This is a genomic window from Arthrobacter arabinosi (assembly GCF_054511115.1).
In genome coordinates this window covers 782,745-801,158 of the sequence record NZ_JBTNDF010000001.1, presented here as the reverse complement: position 1 = coordinate 801,158, position 18,414 = coordinate 782,745, and the positions used below count along the sequence as shown (strand labels likewise).

Here is an 18,414-nt window from a genome sequence, read left to right as displayed (position 1 = left end):
GCGGGTTCAGGATGTCGCGGTGCGGTGGACCCATGCGGCGAGGGCTTCCGGCGTGGGCTCGTCGAAGGTGAAACCGGCACGGGTCAGCGCGCGCGGCTCCATGCGCGCGCTGATCAACAGGAGCTCGTAGGCGAGTTGCCCGATGACGGTGGTCAGGACCAGGCCGGGCACGCGGAACCACACCGGTCGGTGGAACGCCTTGCCGAGCTGCACCGTGATGGCGTCCAGGGTCGCAGGGGTCGGAGCACTCAGGTTGACGGGCCCGGCCACCGAAGCCGTGAGGAGGAACTCGAGGGCTCGGACCTCGTCATTGAGGCTGATCCACGGCCACCACTGCCGCCCGGATCCGAGCGACGTCCCGGCGAAGAACCGGATCGGGACCAACAGCTTGGGCAAGGCGCCGCCCTTCTCCGCCATGACGATCCCGGTCCGCGCGAGCACGACGCGGACGGAAGCGGGGGCACCGAGCGCCTCGGCCTCCCAGCGGCGGCAGATGTCAGCGAGCAGGGTTCCGCCGGAGGTCGAGCCCTCCGTCAGGACCTCGTCCCCGCGATCGCCGTAGTACCCGGACGCGGACTGGCTGATGAAGACGGCGGGCGGGTGCGCGGCTTTCCTCATGGCCTGCACGAGTGTCCGGGTGGGCTGGATGCGCGAGGAGTAGAGCGTCTCACGGTAGCTCCTCGTCCACAGCCCGCCGGCGATGCCCGCCCCCGAGAGGTTGATGACGGCGTCGGCCCAGTCGACGGCGGCGACGTCGAGGTCCCCGGCCGAGGGATTCCAGCGGATCTCCTGGGGACCCGTGGGGGCCCTGCGCACCAGGCGTCGGACCTCGTGGTTCGTCTCGAGCTGGCGGATGAGGGCAGTGCCGATGGTCCCGGACGCGCCGGCGAGGAGGATACGCATGGACCCATCGAACCACTTGTCAGGGGGGAACGGTACCGCGGGAGGCGCCACCGGGGACGTCCCGGGACCACCAGGACGAAGGACCCCGGACGGCATCCGGGGTCCTTCGTCCACGGAGCGGGGGCTTCAGCCCTGCAGCGTGGCGATCAGCGAGATGTCCTTGACCGCGGCCAGCGCCTGCGACACGGGGCAGCCCTCCTTGGCGGCCTGGGCTACGCGCTGGAAGTCCTCCTCGGACAGCCCGGGCACGGTGGCGTCGAGCGTGAGGCGGATGGCGGTGATGCCGGTGCCGGGCTGGAAGTCCACCTCGGCCTTCGTCTCGACGCGTTCCGGGGTCTTGCCCTCCTCGCCGAGGGCGTGGCTGAAGGCCATGGAGAAGCACGCCGAGTGCGCTGCGGCAATGAGTTCCTCGGGGCTGGTCTTGCCCTCGGACTGCTCGGCGCGTGCCTTCCAGGTGACGTCGTAGGTTCCGAGGCCGGAGGAATCGAGCGTGACCTGCCCCGAACCCGTGGGGAGGTCCCCGCTCCAGACGGTGTGGGCTTTGCGAACGGTAGCCATGGTTCTCCTTGGTGTCGAGTGGACGCGGAGGTCGCATCCGGTGCTTCGGTCCCATCCTAGGGATCGGGGGAGAACAGGAGAAGCCGCCTCCCTGACGGGACGCGGCTTCTCGAGCGGCAGGCTGGGCCGTGCAGGTGTTACAGGCCGAGGTCGGCCTCGAACGCGCCACCCTCCAGGCGTGCCTTCAGGGTCTGCAGGAACCGACCCGCGTCCGCACCGTCCACCAGGCGGTGGTCGTAGGTCAGGCTCAGGTACATCATCGAGCGGATCGCGATCGTGTCGTCGCCGTCGGGGCCGGTGATGACCACCGGACGCTTGACGATGATGCCGGTCCCGAGGATGCCGACCTGCGGCTGGTTGATGATCGGCGTGTCGAACAGGGCTCCGGCGGAGCCGATGTTCGTGATCGTGAACGTGCCGCCCGAGAGCTCGTCCGGACCGATCTGACCGCTGCGGGTGCGCGCACCGACGTCCGCGATCTTCTTGGCCAGGCCTCCGAGGTTGAGGTTGCCGGCGTCCCTGATGACGGGGACGAGCAGGCCCTTCTCGGTGTCCACCGCGATCGCCAGGTGCTCGGCGTCGTGGTAGGTGACTTCCTTCTTCTCCTCGTCGAAGGAGGCGTTCAGCTTCGGGTGCTGCTTGAGGGCCTCGGTGACGGCCTTCGAGATGAAGGGAAGGAAGGTCAGCTTCGCCCCGTTCTGCGCCTGGAAGGTGTCCTTCGAGGAGGTCCGCAGCTTCGCGATGCGGGTCATGTCGACCTCGATCACCTGGGTGAGCTGGGCGGACACCTCGAGCGACTCGCGCATGCGCTTGGCGATCGTCTGCCGGATGCGCGGGGCCTTCTCCACGGTGCCGCGCAGTTTCGAAGGCTCGACGGCGGGCGCGGCGGGCTTCGACGGGGCAGCGGCTGCCGGCGCCGGGGTGGACGGTGCTGCCGCGGGCTCCGCCTGCTGGGCCTGCTGGGCCTTGCGGGCTTCCGCTGCCTCGAGGACGTCCTGCTTGCGGATGCGTCCTCCGACGCCGGTGCCCTTGACGGTCGAGAGGTCGACGTCGTTCTGGTTGGCGAGGCGGCGGACGAGGGGCGTCACGTAGACGGCGTCCGAGCCCGCGGACGCCTCCGACGGCGCTGACGCGGGGGCGGCCTGTTCGGCTGGTTCCTCCGCGGCTGCGGCGGGCTTCGCTGCAGGCGTCGCGCCGGCGTCGTCGTCGGACTCGGAGGTCTGCTGCGCGCGCTCGGCCTCGTGGTGGGAACCGGCCTGCTCGGTGGGAGCGTCCGCGCGCTCCTCGGCGGGCGCGGCGGCGAGGGGTTCGCCCGACGCGGCCTCCACCTTCCTGGGTGCGGCAGCGCCCGACCCGATCACGGCGAGGACCGCACCGACCTCGGCGGTCTCGTCCTCGTTGACGCGGATCTCCTGGAGCTTGCCCGCCACGGGGGAGGGGATCTCGGTGTCGACCTTGTCGGTGGAGACCTCGAGGAGCGGCTCGTCGAGCTCGACGTCGTCTCCCACCGCTTTGAGCCAGCGGGTGACGGTGCCCTCGGTGACGCTCTCGCCGAGGGCGGGGAGGGTCACCTCGGTGCCCTCGGAAGGCGCGTCGGCGGAGGCATCGGACGTGTCGGAGGACCCGGCTGCGGCGCGGGCTGCCTCGGGAGCCTCAGCCTCGGGGGCCGGCGCGGGCTCGGCAGGGGCCTCCTCCGCGGGTGCCTCCTCGACGGCGGGTGCGGCACCGTCCGAGTCGCCGCTCCCGGAGCCGTCGCCGATGCGCACGAGCGGGGCACCGACTTCGGCGGTCTCGTCCTCGGCGACGAAGATCTCCTCGATCACGCCGGCGATCGGGGAGGGGATCTCGGTGTCGACCTTGTCGGTGGAGACCTCGAGAAGGGGCTCGTCGACCTCGACACGGTCACCGACCTGCTTCAGCCAGCGGGTGACGGTGCCTTCGGTGACGCTTTCACCGAGAGCGGGCAAGTTCACGGATTCAGACATAATGCGCCCGTTTCTCCTTCGTAGATCGTTCCTTGGCAGCTGGTCGACGCGCGTGGCCCGCACAGCTGGACGTGCTTGAAATTCCTGCTCCCGAGCTTAGTCCACGCCCCCGGGGCGTGGACCAAGCCGGTGTGGCGCCGACGAGGGGTGCGTCAGCCGTGCAGCGGCTTGCCGGCGAGGGCGAGGTGGGCCTCGCCGAGGGCCTCGTTCTGCGTGGGGTGCGCGTGGATGAGCGGGGCGACGTCCTCGGGGTAGGCCTCCCAGTTGACGATGAGCTGCGCTTCGCCGATCTGCTCGCCCATCCGGCTGCCGAGCATGTGTACTCCGACGATCGGGCCGTCCTTCTCGCGGACGAGCTTCACGAGGCCGCCGGTGCCGATGATGGAACTCTTGCCGTTGCCGGCGAGGTTGTACTCGTGCGTCTCGACGCGGTCGTCGCCGAACTTCTCGCGGGCCGCCTTCTCCGTGTAGCCCACGGACGCGATCTCCGGGTCGCTGTAGGTGACCTTGGGGATGTTCAGGTCGGCGACGACGACGGGCTTCAGGCCGCCGATCTCCTCGGCCACGAAGATACCCTGCTGGAAACCGCGGTGCGCGAGCTGCAGGCCGGGGACGATGTCGCCGATCGCGTAGATGTTCCCGACGCCGGTGTGGAGGCGCTCGTCGGTGATGACGAAGCCGCGGTCCAGGGTGAGGCCGGCCTCCTCGTACCCGAGGTCCTGCGTGACGGGCCCGCGTCCGACGGCGACGAGCATGAGGTCCGCTTCGAAGGTCTTGCCGTCCTCGAGGGACACGACGACGCCGTCCGCGTTCTGCTCGACGGACTTGAAGCGGGTTCCGGTGTTGAACTTGATGCCGCGCTTCTTGAACGCCCGCTCGAAGTTCTTGACGATCGACGCGTCCTCGTTCGGGACGAGGGAGGGGAGGGCCTCGATGATGGTGACGTCCACGCCGAAGGACTTCCAGACGGACGCGAACTCGCAGCCGATGACGCCGCCGCCGAGGATGATCGCGGTCTTCGGCACGAAGTCCATGGTGAGGGCCTGGTCCGAGGTGATGACCTTGCCGCCGATCTCGAGGCCGGGGAGGCTGCGCGAGAAGGAGCCGGTGGCCAGGACGATGTGCTTGCCGGTGTAGACGGTGCCGTCGACGTCGATGGTGTTCTGCGACGCCAGCTTGCCCGAGCCCTCGATGACCGTGATGCCCTTGGACTTGATGAGCCCCTGCAGGCCGCGGTACTTGCCGGCGATGATGCCGTCCTTGTACGCGTTGACGGCATTCATGTCGATCGACTCGAACGTGGCCTTGACGCCGTACTTCTCGGCGTCGCGCGCGCCGTCGGCGATCTCGGCCGAGTGCAGGAGCGCCTTGGTGGGGATGCAGCCGTTGTGGAGGCAGGTGCCGCCGAGCTTGCCCTTCTCGATGAGCCCCACCGTGAAGCCCAGCTGCACCGCGCGGAGTGCCGCAGCGTACCCGCCGCTGCCCCCACCCAGTACCAGGATGTCGAATTCTTGCGCACTTGCCGATGCGGCCACGTGGACGCTCCCTCGCATGGTCTGTCGACGCGCAGGTCGCGTCGGTTGATGGATCGGTTGGTGGATCGATTGCTGATGCGGTCGCGGTGCAACACGCAGGTGCTTGGTGCCCTCGTTTTTCACCCTATCCCCAGATGTGGCCTGCATCCACCTGAAGCGCGGACGTCACGGGCCGCAGTTCGCCGATGTGCGCATTCTCACCCGGGGCACCGAGGGGACGGGGAGGGCGCCGGGCCCGACACGCGGCCCGGCGCCCGGATGCTAGGCGGTGCGGGCGAGGACGTCCTCGACGTACGCCAGCAGGGTGCGGACGCCGACGCCGGTGCCCGCCTTCGGCGTGTACCCGTACGCCGAGCCCTCGTTGAAGGCCGGCCCGGCGATGTCGAGGTGCGCCCAGGGGATCTTCTCGCCGTCGACCTGGCCGACGAACTCGCGGAGGAACACCGCAGCGGTCATCATGCCGCCGTTCCGCTCGCCGATGTTGGCGATGTCCGCGACCTGCGAGTCGAGGCTGGGACGCAGCTCCTCGGGCAGGGGCATGGGCCAGAACTGCTCGCCCGCGCGGTCCGCCGCCGCCTTCACGGCGTCCCGGACGCCGTCGTCGCCCATGACGCCGGAGACGCGCGTGCCGAGGGCGATCATCTGCGCGCCCGTGAGCGTCGCGATGTCGATGATGGCGTCGGGTGCCTCCTCGCTCGCGGCCGCGAGGCCGTCCGCGAGGACCAGGCGGCCCTCGGCGTCGGTGTTGAGGACCTCGACGGTGCGGCCGCCGTAGATCGACAGGACGTCCTCGGGGCGCTGCGCGGTCCCGGAGGGCATGTTCTCGGCGAGGCACAGCCAGGCCGTCACCTTGGCGGGAAGGCCCAGTTCGGCGACCGCGATGAGGGTGGTGAGGACGACGGCGGCGCCCGCCATGTCCAGCTTCATCGTCTGCATGCCCGCGGCGGGCTTCAGCGACAGTCCTCCGGAATCGAACGTGATGCCCTTGCCCACGAGGGCGAGGTGGACGGCCGACCTGGCGGGGGAGTACTCGACCTTGACCATCCGGGGCGGGCGGGAGGATCCCTTGCCGACGCCGAGGATGCCGCCGTAGCCGTCGCGCTCGAGGCGCTTCTCGTCCATCACGGTGACCTTGACGGGGAGGCCGCGCGTGAGGTCCTTCGCGGCCTGCGCGAACGTCTCGGGGTAGAGGTGGCTCGGGGGCTGGTTCACGAGCGTGCGCGTGGCGTTGACGTTCTTGCCGAGGACGGCGGCGCGGCGCAGCGCGGGGGCGAGCTCGGCATCGTCCGCGGCCGGCGTGTACACGATGACGTTGCGGACGGCCGTCCTGTCCGTGGCGGGGGCGACGGTGCCGTCCGGCCGGATCCCGGACTTGTGGCCCTCGTAGCTGTAGGCGCCGAAGGCGGCGCCCTCCGCGACGGCCGTCGCCTCCGCGACGGTCGTGGCCGGCAGGGCGACGACGACGGTGTCGAGGCCGGTCAGCTGGCGGATCGCGGCGCCCGCGGCGCGGCGGAGCGTCTCCGGCGCGAGGACGTCACCAGTGGACGCCGGCCCGACGCCGGAGAGGACGAGCGAGTCGGCACCGGTCTCGGGGAGGCCCGGGAAGCGGCGGACCTCGTCCGCGGCACCCGTGATGCCGAGGACCTGGAGGGAGTCGGCGAGCGCGCGGGCGGCCTTCGCGGGGAGCGGGCTGTCGAGCAGGACGGGCCCGTCGGTCCCCTTGGCGACCGCGATCACGAGCGCGTCGCTCGGAATCTTCTTGAGGTCCTTCGCGGAAGCGGTCAGGTGTAGTTCGGTCGTTCTGATCACGGAATCTGTCTCCTCGTGTCCGGATGGGTCGTCCGGATCGGCGTCCCTGCCGGTCCCGGTATCTGGTGGTCCGGGAACCGTCCTGACGATCGTAGTCTCTGCGCCGCCGCGGCCCGGAATGAAGCCGGTGCGGGGGGCGTTGAGGAGAACAGGACCTGACCGGAGGAGAGAGCCATGCTGGATCCACGAACCCTGTACACCACCGACACCGACGTCTTCGACGACCCCGCGAGCAAGGGGCTGCCCCTGCTGGTGAGCCTCAGCGGATTCATGGATGCCGGGCAGGTGGTCGCGCAGGTCAGCGAGGAGCTCCTCGAGGTGCTCGACCACGAGCCCGTCGCCCAGTTCGACGCCGACCAGCTCATGGACTACCGCGGCCGCCGCCCGAGGATCACCTTCGCCGAGGACCACCTGACGGACTACCGGCCGCACCGGCTCGAACTGCACCGCCTGTACGACGGTCTGGGGGAGCCGTTCCTGCTCCTCACCGGTGCCGAGCCGGACCTCCAGTGGGAGCGTTTCGCGAGCGCCGTCGTCGGGCTCGTCGAGGACCTCGACGTGAACCTCGTCTCCTGGCTCCACGCGATCCCGATGCCCGTCCCGCACACGCGACCGATCGGCGTGACCCTGCACGGCAACCGGTCCGACCTCATCGACGGCATGAACGCCTGGCGCCCCACCGCCGAGCTGCAGGCGTCCATCGGGCACGTGCTGGAACTGCGCCTCATCGAGGCCGGTCACGACGTCGTCGGGCACGTCATCCACGTGCCGCACTACCTCTCGGAGGCCGAATACCCGCCGGCCGCCGTCGCGGGCCTCGAGTACCTGGGCGCGACCGCCGGGCTCGTCCTCCCCACGGACCGCCTGCGGGAGACCGGGCGCGACGTCGAACGGCAGATCGCCCGGCAGGTCGGCAACTCCACGGAGGTGCAGTCGGTGGTCGCCTCGCTGGAGAAGCGGTACGACGAGTACGCGGACGGCGCCGCCCGCAAGTCGCTGCTCGTGAAGGAGAACAGCGAACTCGCGAGCGCGGAGGAACTGGGCGCCGCCGTCGAGGCGTACCTCGCGAGCCCGCAGGCCGAGGAGGAGTCCACGCTGCTGTGGGACACGGAGTTCCTCGGGACGACGCCGATCGACTACGACCACGCGGACCCCGACCCCGCCGATCCTGCGGCCGAGGGTGGGGATCCCCGCGGGCCGTCCGGCCCCGAGGGGCGCGACGGCGGGCCCGCGGGCCCGCGATCGGCCGCGTAGCGCCGATTCGGCCGGTGATCGCCGGGACCCGGCCGCCGCATCACGACGGGATAATGGGCGGGTGAGTTCTTCGCGGGCATTCCTGGTCTGGGCGGCAGGGGTCACGGCCTACCTCGTCGCCGTCACCCAGCGCACCTCCTTCGGCGTCGCCGGCCTCGAGGCGACGGAACGCTTCAGCGCCTCCGCGTCGCAGCTCTCGATCTTCACCGTCGTCCAGCTGCTCGTCTACGCCGGTCTGCAGGTGCCGGTCGGTGTCCTCGTCGACCGGTGGGGTCCCCGGACGCTCATCGTCGCCGGCGGCGTCCTCATGGCCCTGGGCCAGGCGCAGCTGGCCTTCGCCGACTCCGTCGGGGCCGGCATCACCGGCCGCCTGCTCGTCGGCGCGGGGGACGCGATGACGTTCATCAGCGTCCTCCGGCTGCTGCCCGCCTGGTTCGAGCCGCGCCGCATCCCCGTCCTGACGCAGTGGACGGGGATCGTCGGCCAGCTCGGCCAGGTGGTCTCGGTCATCCCGTTCGTCGCGGTGCTGTCCGCGTTCGGCTGGCAGTCCGCGTTCCTCTCGGCCGCCGCCCTCTCGGCCCTCGCCGCCGTCCTGTCGGTCACCCTGATCCGGGACTCGCCCGTCGCCGGCCGGAGGAGTGCCCAGAGCATCCGGGAGACGGGCGTCTCCCTCGCCGCCGCCTGGAAGCAGCCCGGCACGCGGCTGGGCCTGTGGACCCACTTCACCATCCAGTTCCCCGGCACCGTCTTCGTCCTCATGTGGGGCTACCCCTACCTGGTCCGGGCCGAGAAGGTGGGCGAAGGGGTGGCGTCCGCGCTGATGACCCTGTTCGTCGCCGTCGGGATCGGCTGCGGCCCGCTCCTCGGCCGCTACGTGGGCCGGCACCCGCTCCGGCGCTCCACCATGGTGCTCGCCATCGCCGCCCTCATGGCCGGCGTGTGGCTGGCGGTCCTCCTCTACCCCGGACCCGCGCCGCTCCCGCTGCTGGTCCTGCTGGTGGTCGCGCTCGCCGTCGGAGGGCCGGGATCCATGATCGCGTTCGACTTCGCCCGCACGTTCAACCCGGCGGCGCGCCTCGGGACCGCGACCGGGATCGTGAACATCGGCGGCTTCGTGGCGTCCCTGCTCACCATGTTCGCGATCGGCGTCGTCCTCGACGTCCTGCTCGGGAACGGCTTCTCGCAGGGCGACCTGTACGCGCTGGCGTCCTTCCGCCTGGCGATGGCCGTGCAGCTCGTCGTCCTCGCGGCCGGTGCGGCCGCCGTCGTCATCTCGCGGAGGAGGGTCCGACGGCGGATGGCCGAGCAGGGTGTCGTCGTCCCGCCGATCCGTGACGCCCTGGCCCGCGAGCGCCGGCGCCGGCGGGAGCAGAGAGCGGCCCGGAGCCGGTAGGGCAGGGCGGCCCGCGGCGGTTGTCCACATAGGCGCGGGCGCCCGTCGACGCCGCGGGCACACCGAGGAGGCTGGCGGCATGTCATCTTCCACCACCCCCTCGCCGGGCACCCCACGGTCACCGTCCTTCGTCGTCGGCTCACCGGCCGACATCCTCTCCTACGTCCCCCACGCCCTCGGCTTCATGCCCGACGAGAGCCTGGTGGTCCTGACGACGTCGGGCAAGCGGCTGGGTGCCACCCTGCGGGTGGACCTCCCCGATGCCGGGGCGGACCCGCTCGGGTTCGCCGACGGCGTGCTCTCGTTCCTGCAGGGCGATCCCGACGCCGACGGGACGCTCGTCGTCGTGTACACGCGGGAGCACTGGGTGGAACGCACCCCTGCGCCGCGCAGCGCGCTGGTGCTGACCCTCGAGACGGTCCTCGGATCCGCGGGCCTTTCCGTCCGCGGGGGCTGGCTCGTCTCGCCCGGCGGGTGGCGGGACTTCTTCTGCATGGAGGAGGAGTGCTGCCCCTGGCCCGGGCAACCCCTCGACACCGTGGCCCACAGCGCCCTGAACGCCGAACTGATCTTCGGCGGGAGCGCGTTCGACGTCTCGGCGCCCGACGCCGTCCTCCGCGCCGCGCCCTCCGTCGCGGCACGGGACGCCTCGGGGTCGGCGGTCCGGGCCGTCGAAGGCGCCCAGGCGCACTATGCCGCGACCTGCGCGGGCCGGTGGACCACGCCCGCCCAGTTCCGTGCGACCGCCGCACTGTGGGATGCCGTCCTGCGCGGCGCGGGGGATTTCGCGGTGGAGGCCGAGCCGGATGTCGCCGGCTTCCTTCTGGCGAGTGTCGAGTCGCGGGCGGTCCGCGACTTCCTCCTCGCCGGTGCGTGCCTCGGCTCCGCGGCGGCTCTCGACGGTGCCGTGGCCTGTGGACTGCTCGATCCGGCAGCGGGGGTGGATGCAGCGACGAGGGCAGGGCACGGCCCGGCGGTCACCCCCTGGGTCCTGCCCACCGTGCTCACCGACGGACCGCTGCAGCGCGCCGTCGCCGCCTTCCGGATGGCCGGTGTCGACGACGGCGTCAAGGCCGGCACCGACGCCGGGACGCGGTCCGGGGCGGCGAGGGCGGCAGCGGAACCGGAGCCCTGCGGGACGGAGGCCCTGCTCTACGCGGACGTGCTGGCCGGCAGGCATGCCGGCCCGATCGCCTGGGGCCGCGTCGATGCGATGAGCGTCGTCCTCGCGCGGCTCGCCGCGGTGTCCGACGGCGAGTCCCGCGCCGCCGCGCTGACCATGAGCGCCTGGTTCGAGTATGCGCGGGGCCGGGGATCACGCGCAGCGGTCTTCCTGGACGCGGCGGAGCGTGCCGTGCCCGGCTACCGCCTCGCGCGCCTGCTCCATGAACTCCTGCGCCGCGGCGGGTTACCGACCTGGGCCCGGAGCCGCGCGACGGCCTGGACCGCGGACGCCGCGGCGGCCCTGCAGGGGGCGGCCTGAGGCGGCGGAGGGGCCGCACGGCGGGCGCTGCGGCGCGGGCGGGGGTGGGTCTCCGACCGCGCCGGTGATTTCCGGCACGACGGCGGGCCGTGAGACAATGAAAGTTGAGACCCGGTTGGGTCCGTGCACCAGAACATCTCCGAGCATTCCACACCGGTCGTCGCCGCAGGGCGCCTCCGGCGGGAATAGCGAGGGCTGCGGGACCGTTCCCCAGGGAACTGACCCGGCAGTAGTCGTCTGGTATCGAGCGCGGACTTGACAGGGTCATAGTGGTGTTGTCCCTCTGACGGCGCCACACACCGCCGTACGAAAGGTTTCCTGTGCCGGTCAAGAAGACAGCAGCACCGGCGTCGCCAGACGCTGGTACCACCACCACCAAGCGTCGCGTAGCGGCCAAGAAGCCCGCCACGAAGGCCGCTTCGTCCGCTGCGGCCGCCAAGGCATCGGCGGCGGATGCCCAGGGTTCCGTGGAGACCCTCGACGCAGCGGATCCCGCCGTCGAGGTCGAGGTCGATGCTGAGGACGCGAAGCCCGAGACCCCCGAGGTCGGGACGAGCACCGGCTTCGTCTACTCCGACGCGGACGACGACGACGCCCCCGCGCAGCAGGTCGTCTCGGCAGGTGCCACGGCGGACCCCGTCAAGGACTACCTGAAGCAGATCGGCAAGGTCGCCCTGCTGAACGCGGAGCAGGAAGTGGACCTCGCCCTGCGCATCGAGGCCGGCCTCTTCGCCGAGGAGAAGATCGCCGCGGACCCGGACATGGACCCGAAGCTCAGGCGCGAACTCGAATTCGTCATCCACGACGGCAAACGCGCCAAGAACCACCTCCTCGAGGCCAACCTCCGCCTCGTCGTATCCCTGGCCAAGCGCTACACCGGGCGCGGCATGCTCTTCCTCGACCTCATCCAGGAAGGCAACCTGGGCCTGATCCGTGCGGTCGAGAAGTTCGACTACACAAAGGGCTTCAAGTTCTCCACCTACGCGACCTGGTGGATCCGCCAGGCGATCACCCGCGCCATGGCGGACCAGGCCCGCACCATCCGCATCCCGGTCCACATGGTCGAGGTCATCAACAAGCTCGCCCGCGTCCAGCGCCAGATGCTGCAGGACCTCGGCCGTGAACCCACCCCCGAGGAACTCGCCCTCGAGCTCGACATGACGCCGGAGAAGGTCGTCGAGGTCCAGAAGTACGGCCGCGAGCCCATCTCCCTCCACACACCGCTCGGCGAGGACGGCGACTCGGAGTTCGGTGACCTGATCGAGGACTCCGAGGCCGTCGTGCCGGCGGACGCCGTGAGCTTCACCCTCCTGCAGGAACAGCTCCACTCGGTCCTCGACACTCTCTCCGAGCGTGAAGCGGGCGTCGTCGCCATGCGCTTCGGGCTGACCGACGGTCAGCCGAAGACGCTGGACGAGATCGGCAAGGTCTACGGCGTGACCCGTGAGCGGATCCGCCAGATCGAGTCGAAGACGATGTCGAAACTCCGCCATCCCTCCCGGTCCCAGGTGCTGAGGGACTACCTCGACTGATCGTCGAGGATGCGTGGACGGAGGGCCCTTCCTGCGGGAGGGGCCCTCCGTGGTCGGCCGGGCGCCCGGCGGAAGCAGCGAGATGCCCGCAGATGCAGCAAGGGCCCACTCCGTCCGGAGTGGGCCCTTGCTGCATCTCAGCGCCTGTACACGGGGCGCCCGATGGTGTTCGTGGTCGGTGGTCCCTGTGGCGGTCAGTCGCCGGCGAGGGCCGGCTTCGCGTGAAGCCGCTCGGTCTCATCCTGCCACTCAGAGGTGAGTGGCTTGAGGTTCGCTTCGACGGCGCGCGCATGGTGGCCGCAGAACAGAAGCTCTCCACCGGAGGACTGAAGGACTGCCCGCACGTAGGCCTGGGCGCCGCAGCGATCGCAGCGGTCCAGGGCAGTGAGCTCGCGAGTTGCTACTGCAGTGGTCATGAATGCCTCCTCATGTGGATCGTGTATTCATATAACCACTATTCGTCGCCGCTCCTCCGCAGGCTGGGCCTCCTTTCGCTGGCGGCGTATCAGCGGTATGGGTCACATGACCGGAGTACACGGGGCGGTGCCGGGCGCGCTCCCGAGGGGCCCGCCGGTCGCTGTCGGCGGGAGGTAATAAACTGGGCTGACCCGTCCCGGCCACCACCCTCCTGACGCCTGTCCTGGATCGTGGCCGTCCCGCCAAGGAGACTGAACCACCGTGACCCCCACCTCGGACTACACCGCCCGGCACCTCTCGGTCCTCGAGGGCCTCGAGGCGGTCCGCAAGCGTCCCGGGATGTACATCGGGTCCACCGACTCCCGCGGCATCATGCACTGCCTGTGGGAGATCATCGACAACTCCGTCGACGAGGCGCTGGCCGGCCACGGCCAGAACATCACGGTCATCCTGCACGGCGACGGCTCCGTGGAGATCCACGACGACGGCCGCGGCATCCCCGTGGACATCGAACCCAAGACCGGCCTGACGGGCGTCGAGGTGGTCTTCACCAAGCTGCATGCCGGGGGCAAGTTCGGCGGCGGCTCGTACACCGCCTCCGGCGGCCTCCACGGCGTCGGCGCCAGCGTGGTCAACGCGCTGTCCTCCCGCCTGGACGTCTTCGTCGATCGCGGCAGCAAGACGTACGCCATGTCCTTCCGCCGCGGCGAGCCCGGCGTCTTCAAGGACGGGAGGACGCCGTCGCCCGCCGCCGACTTCGAACCCTTCCTGGACGGGTCGCGCCTCGAGGTCGTCGGGACGGCGAAGCGCGGCGTGACGGGAACCCGCATCAGGTACTGGGCCGACCGCCAGATCTTCACGCCCGACGCCACGTTCTCCTACGAGGAACTGCAGACCCGCGCCCGCCAGACGTCCTTCCTGGTGCCGGGACTTCGCATCACACTGCGCGACGAGCGGCGGCTCCCGGGCACGCCGGCGGAGTCCGGGCCCGTGGAGGAGGTGTTCCAGCACGACGGCGGCATCTCCGAGTACGCCGAATTCCTGGCCCTCGACGCGCCGGTCACCGACGTGTGGCGCTTCCACGGCTCGGGCCGCTTCAAGGAGTCCGTGCCCGTCCTCGACGACCGCGGGCACAGCCAGATGGCGGAGGTGGAGCGCGACTGCGAGGTGGACATCGCGCTGCGCTGGGGCATCGGCTACGAGACGACGGTCCGTAGCTACGTCAACATCATCGCCACACCCAAGGGGGGCACGCACCAGAGCGGCTTCGAGCAGGCGCTGCTGAAGACGTTCCGCAAGGTCATCGAGGCCAACGCCCGCAAGCTCAAGGCCGGCAACGACAAGATCGAGAAGGACGACGTGTTCGCCGGGCTGACGGCCGTCCTCACGGTCCGCCTCGCCGAACCGCAGTTCGAGGGCCAGACCAAGGAGATCCTCGGCACCTCGGCCGTCAGGGCCATCGTCGCCAGAGTCGTCGAGAAGGAGCTGCAGGCCCGGCTGTCCTCGTCGGCGCGGAACGACAAGGCGCAGTCGGCGCTCCTGCTGGAGAAGGTCGTCGCGGAGATGAAGTCCCGCATCTCCGCGCGGGTCCACAAGGAGACGCAGCGGCGCAAGAACGCGCTCGAGACCTCCTCCATGCCGGCGAAGCTCGCCGACTGCCGGATCGACGACGCCGAGCGGTCGGAACTCTTCATCGTCGAGGGGGACAGCGCCCTCGGGACAGCGAAGAACGCGCGCTCCTCCGACTACCAGGCGCTGCTGCCGATCCGCGGAAAGATCCTCAACGTGCAGAAGGCCTCGGTGGGGGACATGCTCTCCAACGCGGAGTGCGCCGCCCTCATCCAGGTCATCGGGGCGGGTTCCGGGCGGAGCTTCCAGCTCGACGCACGGCGGTACGGCAAGGTCATCCTGATGACCGACGCCGACGTCGACGGCGCCCACATCCGGACGCTGCTGCTCACCCTGTTCTTCCGGTACATGCGCCCGCTGGTCGAGGCAGGCCGCGTGTACGCGGCTGTGCCCCCGCTGCACCGGGTTGAGGTGATCAACGGCGGTTCCAAGGCCAACGAGATGATCTACACGTACTCCGAGGCCGAACTCACGCGGCTCCTCGCGACGATGGAGAAGCAGGGCAAGCGGTACAAGTCACCGATCCAGCGCTACAAGGGGCTCGGGGAGATGGACGCGGACCAGCTCGCGGAGACGACCATGGACCCCCGCCACCGGACGCTGCGGCGCGTCCGCATCCAGGAGGCCGAATCCGCCGAGCGCGTCTTCAACCTGCTGATGGGCAGCGACGTCGCGCCCCGCAAGGACTTCATCGTGGCGGGTGCGGCATCCCTGGACCGGGACCGCATCGACGCCTGACGGGTCAGCCGAGCAGTTCGGGGGCCACCAGGAGCAGCGGAGGCACCACGAGCAGCACCCCGGCGGAGGACAGGGCCAGCCCCTGCTGCAACCGCCCGAGCGGCGGCAGGGGAGTGAGCAGCCGGCGCAGGCGCTGCGCCGTGGACGTCACGTCCGCCGTCCCGCCCGTCACCGTTCCCGTGACGGTCGACAGGGAGATCGCGCTCTCATCGGCCAGGGCGTCGTCGAGCGTGTCCGGGGTCGACGGCGGCGCTCCCGCGCCCACGATGGCGATCGCGCGGATGAGCGTCGGCTCATCCACGTGGCGCAGGGCCTCGTCGTCGGCGAGCATCTCGATCAGGTCGCTCACGGCCCGCTGCGCGAGCCGTGAGGTGGGCAGCCAGGGGAGCGCCGAGCGCCAGGCCGCGAACGCCCACAGCAGCAGGTGGTGCCGCTGGTGCAGGTGCGCGCTCTCGTGCGTGAGAACGGCGTCGAGCTCCGCCTGGCTGAGGAGGTCCATCAGCCCGTCCGACATGACGGTGACCGAGCGCGCCCCGCCCGGCAGGCAGTAGGCGACCGGCGTCGGGTGCTTGATGACGAGTGTCGCGGGCTGACCGGCCGCGGGGGAGCTGAGCAGGGTGAGCATGTCGCGGTGGCGCCGCCGCTGACGGTGGATGCGCACGAACGTCAGGGCCAGCGTGAAGAGGAGGTGCCCGAGAAGGAGGGTGGCGGCGCTGATCGCGAAGACGTGGATGACGCCGAGGGAATCGGCCGACTCGTCATCGAGCAGGATGTCCAGGAACGCGGCCGACGCCTCCACCAGGTTGTCGCCGAGCGGCTCGAGGCCCCAGACCAGCATCGCGCCGATCATCGACAGCCCGCCGGCCAGGGCTATCGACTGCCACAGCACCATGGCGGTGAAGGGCGCCCGCGCCGGCCATTCGGCCCGCGAGAGTGCGATGGGTGCAGGCCACGCGAGGAAGATCGCGAGCGCCGCGAGCAGGTAGGAGGCCCAGAACACGGGGCGGGTCAGCTGCCGCCAAGCAGCTTGCGCAGGGTCTGGGCTTCGGCTTCGGACACGCTGCCGATGAAGCGGGCCAGGACGGCATCGCGGTCCGGAGCGGTCACCAGGACTTCATGCATGAGTTCCGCCGTGTGGTCCTCGCGGCTGGTGACGGACCTGTACCGGTGCGGGCGGCTGTCGCGCTCCCGCTGCACGAGGCCCTTCTTCTCCAGCCGGGACAGCACGGTGAGCACCGTCGTGACGGCCAGTTCGCGTCCCACCTCCCCGAATGGCGCGTCGGCGATGGCGTCCCGCAACTCGTTGGCGGTCATCGCCTCCGGCGTCGTCCACAGCAGATCCATCACTGTGCGTTCCAGGTCTCCGAGCGTTGCCATGTTCTTTCCTTCAATCGACCGCGATCCGATCCCCCCCCGGGACAGGCCTGCACTCCGGAAGCGGAGCGCCACGCGTGGTTCTTCTAACGTACAACCTCTGAGCGAACATTTCTACCCTGCGTAGAAGTGGCTTCCCGCGTGTTCTACGATGTGTAGAAGAACTTGTTCTACAGTCTGTAGAAGTTCCGTCGACACCGACGTGAGGTACTGCTGAAAGGGCCCGATGGAAGCCTTGGAGATTGCCCGCTGGCAATTCGGAATCACGACCGTGTACCACTTCATCATGGTCCCCCTGACGATCGGACTCGGGCTGCTCGTCGCCGCCATGCAGACCCTGTGGTACCGCACGGGCAAGGAGCACTACCTCCGGATGACGAAGTTCTGGGGGAAGCTCTTCCTCATCAACTTCATCGTGGGCGTCGCCACCGGCCTGGTGCAGGAGTTCCAGTTCGGCATGGCGTGGAGCGAGTACAGCCGGTTCGTCGGCGACGTGTTCGGAGCGCCGCTCGCGATGGAGGCGCTTCTGGCCTTCTTCGTCGAGTCCACCTTCCTCGGCCTCTGGATCTTCGGCTGGGGCCGGCTGCCACGCCTGCTCCACCTGCTCTCGCTCTGGGCCGCGGTCCTCGCGTCGGTCTTCTCGGCCTACTTCATCCTCGTCGCCAACTCGTGGATGCAGCACCCTGTGGGCGTGGAGATGGTCGACGGCAGGCCCGTCATGGTCGACGCCTGGGCCGTCTTCACCAACAACACCGCCCTGGTCGCCTTCCCCCACACCCTCTTCGGCTGCCTCGCCGTCGCGGGTGCCTTCCTCCTCGGCATCAGCTGGTACCACCTGTGGAAGCGGCGCCACGACGGACTGGACACCCTCGGCTCCGACGGGCAGGTCGTCATCGGTGACGCCGGCGGTGCGCGCGACGCCTCGGATCACACGGTGTGGCTCCGCTCGGCACGCGCCGGCGCCGTCGTCGCCATGATCGCGTTCGCCGGCACCGGCATCACCGGCGACCTGCAGGGCAAGCTCATGTTCGAGCAGCAGCCCATGAAGATGGCGGCGGCCGAAGCGGCGTGCCACGACGGCACCGGATTCTCGGTCCTGTCGGTCGGGAACCTCGGCGCGCAGAGCTGCGACGACATCGTCGCGGTCATCGAGGTGCCCGGGGTGCTGTCCTTCCTCGCCAACGGCGACTTCACCACCGAGGTCAAGGGCGTCAACACCCTCCTGCCCGAGTACCAGGAGAAGTACGGCACCCACCTGCCGGACGATCCGATGTACGGGGACCTCGCGGGCTCGGAGATCGACTACCTGCCGGTAATGGAGGTCACCTACTGGGGCTTCCGCATCATGATCGGCTTCGGGGCGATCGCCGCCGCAGCCGCCGCGGCCGCCCTGTGGGTCCTGCGGAGGGGCACCGTCCCGGAGTCGCGCTGGCTCATGCGGCTGGCGGTCTTCGGGATCCTCGCGCCGTTCGGGGCGAATATCGCCGGCTGGGTCTTCACGGAGATGGGCCGGCAACCGTTCGTCGTCGCACCCAATCCGGATGCGTCCGGCATCGACGGCGTGTTCATGTTCACCGCGGCGGCGGTCTCGCCCGGTGTGTCGCTCCCCGAACTGGTCACCTCGCTCGTCCTGCTGACCCTGGTGTACGCCGTCCTGCTCGTCGTCGAGGTGAAGCTGCTCTTCACCTACGTCCGCGGCGGCACCGCCTCCGCGATGCCCGAACTGGCCCGTTCCGACGACTCCGAGAGGTCCGACGGCGGCGGGAAGGACGACGGCGATGTCCTCGCGTTCGCGTACTGACCC

The 18,414-nt window shown here is 70.2% G+C and carries 14 protein-coding genes; 6 read left to right on the top strand and 8 right to left on the bottom strand.

Annotated elements, in window-relative coordinates:
- Positions 1 to 6: 6 nt before the first annotated feature.
- The 5 genes from ACX80P_RS03740 to ACX80P_RS03720 all read right to left on the bottom strand — a co-directional run bounded on the left by ACX80P_RS03740 (position 7) and on the right by ACX80P_RS03720 (position 6,790).
- Positions 7 to 903, bottom strand: a complete 897-nt coding sequence (locus ACX80P_RS03740; protein ID WP_459276681.1) for a TIGR01777 family oxidoreductase — start codon at positions 901 to 903, stop codon at positions 7 to 9.
- Between the two features lie 126 nt (positions 904 to 1,029).
- Positions 1,030 to 1,461 (bottom strand): OsmC family protein, encoded by a 432-nt coding sequence (locus tag ACX80P_RS03735; protein ID WP_459276680.1) that lies wholly within the window; start codon positions 1,459 to 1,461, stop codon positions 1,030 to 1,032.
- Between the two features lie 137 nt (positions 1,462 to 1,598).
- Positions 1,599 to 3,446, bottom strand: a complete 1,848-nt coding sequence (gene sucB / locus ACX80P_RS03730; RefSeq protein WP_459276679.1) for a 2-oxoglutarate dehydrogenase, E2 component, dihydrolipoamide succinyltransferase — start codon at positions 3,444 to 3,446, stop codon at positions 1,599 to 1,601.
- Between the two features lie 152 nt (positions 3,447 to 3,598).
- Entirely contained in the window at positions 3,599 to 4,981 is a 1,383-nt protein-coding gene (lpdA, locus tag ACX80P_RS03725; RefSeq protein WP_459276678.1) for a dihydrolipoyl dehydrogenase, read from the bottom strand.
- Between the two features lie 261 nt (positions 4,982 to 5,242).
- Positions 5,243 to 6,790, bottom strand: coding sequence for a leucyl aminopeptidase (locus ACX80P_RS03720; protein WP_459276677.1), 1,548 nt, complete (start codon positions 6,788 to 6,790; stop codon positions 5,243 to 5,245).
- 174 nt (positions 6,791 to 6,964) lie between these two features.
- Between ACX80P_RS03720 and ACX80P_RS03715 the strand changes: the two genes are divergently transcribed.
- From ACX80P_RS03715 to ACX80P_RS03700, 4 genes are all read left to right on the top strand, one after another.
- Positions 6,965 to 8,044, top strand: coding sequence for a proteasome assembly chaperone family protein (locus ACX80P_RS03715; RefSeq protein WP_459276676.1), 1,080 nt, complete (start codon positions 6,965 to 6,967; stop codon positions 8,042 to 8,044).
- Between the two features lie 61 nt (positions 8,045 to 8,105).
- Positions 8,106 to 9,437, top strand: coding sequence for an MFS transporter (locus tag ACX80P_RS03710; RefSeq protein ID WP_459276675.1), 1,332 nt, complete (start codon positions 8,106 to 8,108; stop codon positions 9,435 to 9,437).
- 79 nt (positions 9,438 to 9,516) lie between these two features.
- On the top strand, positions 9,517 to 10,920 hold the full coding sequence (locus ACX80P_RS03705) for a DUF4192 domain-containing protein (protein ID WP_459276674.1): 1,404 nt from the start codon (positions 9,517 to 9,519) through the stop codon (positions 10,918 to 10,920).
- A 320-nt stretch (positions 10,921 to 11,240) separates the two neighbouring features.
- Positions 11,241 to 12,452, top strand: a complete 1,212-nt coding sequence (locus ACX80P_RS03700) for an RNA polymerase sigma factor (protein ID WP_459276673.1) — start codon at positions 11,241 to 11,243, stop codon at positions 12,450 to 12,452.
- 194 nt (positions 12,453 to 12,646) lie between these two features.
- Here the strand turns inward: ACX80P_RS03700 and ACX80P_RS03695 are convergent, their stop codons facing one another.
- Positions 12,647 to 12,868 carry a DUF7455 domain-containing protein gene (locus tag ACX80P_RS03695; RefSeq protein ID WP_459276672.1) on the bottom strand — a complete coding sequence of 74 codons (222 nt, stop codon included), beginning with the start codon at positions 12,866 to 12,868 and terminating at the stop codon, positions 12,647 to 12,649.
- Between the two features lie 262 nt (positions 12,869 to 13,130).
- Here ACX80P_RS03695 and ACX80P_RS03690 point away from each other — a divergent pair, with 262 nt between their 5' ends.
- On the top strand, positions 13,131 to 15,236 hold the full coding sequence (locus ACX80P_RS03690; RefSeq protein ID WP_459276671.1) for a DNA gyrase/topoisomerase IV subunit B: 2,106 nt from the start codon (positions 13,131 to 13,133) through the stop codon (positions 15,234 to 15,236).
- Between the two features lie 4 nt (positions 15,237 to 15,240).
- Here ACX80P_RS03690 and ACX80P_RS03685 read toward each other — a convergent pair whose 3' ends face one another.
- Positions 15,241 to 16,236 (bottom strand): M56 family metallopeptidase, encoded by a 996-nt coding sequence (locus ACX80P_RS03685; RefSeq protein WP_459276670.1) that lies wholly within the window; start codon positions 16,234 to 16,236, stop codon positions 15,241 to 15,243.
- A gap of 8 nt (positions 16,237 to 16,244) precedes the next feature.
- Entirely contained in the window at positions 16,245 to 16,613 is a 369-nt protein-coding gene (locus ACX80P_RS03680; RefSeq protein WP_459276669.1) for a BlaI/MecI/CopY family transcriptional regulator, read from the bottom strand.
- 223 nt (positions 16,614 to 16,836) lie between these two features.
- On the opposite strand from ACX80P_RS03680, the gene ACX80P_RS03675 reads away from it, so the two are divergent.
- Positions 16,837 to 18,411: a cytochrome ubiquinol oxidase subunit I gene (locus ACX80P_RS03675; protein ID WP_459276668.1), complete on the top strand. Its 1,575-nt coding sequence runs from the start codon at positions 16,837 to 16,839 to the stop codon at positions 18,409 to 18,411.
- Positions 18,412 to 18,414: the final 3 nt, after the last annotated feature.

What these genes read in the sequence shown, in the direction of transcription:
- ACX80P_RS03740 (WP_459276681.1), bottom strand. Translation starts at nt 903, where the DNA reads ATGCGTATCCTCCTCGCCGGCGCGTCCGGGACCATCGGCACTGCCCTC.
- ACX80P_RS03735 (WP_459276680.1), bottom strand. Translation starts at nt 1,461, where the DNA reads ATGGCTACCGTTCGCAAAGCCCACACCGTCTGGAGCGGGGACCTCCCC.
- sucB (WP_459276679.1), bottom strand. Translation starts at nt 3,446, where the DNA reads ATGTCTGAATCCGTGAACTTGCCCGCTCTCGGTGAAAGCGTCACCGAA.
- ACX80P_RS03715 (WP_459276676.1), top strand. Translation starts at nt 6,965, where the DNA reads ATGCTGGATCCACGAACCCTGTACACCACCGACACCGACGTCTTCGAC.
- ACX80P_RS03705 (WP_459276674.1), top strand. Translation starts at nt 9,517, where the DNA reads ATGTCATCTTCCACCACCCCCTCGCCGGGCACCCCACGGTCACCGTCC.
- ACX80P_RS03695 (WP_459276672.1), bottom strand. Translation starts at nt 12,868, where the DNA reads ATGACCACTGCAGTAGCAACTCGCGAGCTCACTGCCCTGGACCGCTGC.
- ACX80P_RS03680 (WP_459276669.1), bottom strand. Translation starts at nt 16,613, where the DNA reads ATGGCAACGCTCGGAGACCTGGAACGCACAGTGATGGATCTGCTGTGG.
- ACX80P_RS03675 (WP_459276668.1), top strand. Translation starts at nt 16,837, where the DNA reads ATGGAAGCCTTGGAGATTGCCCGCTGGCAATTCGGAATCACGACCGTG.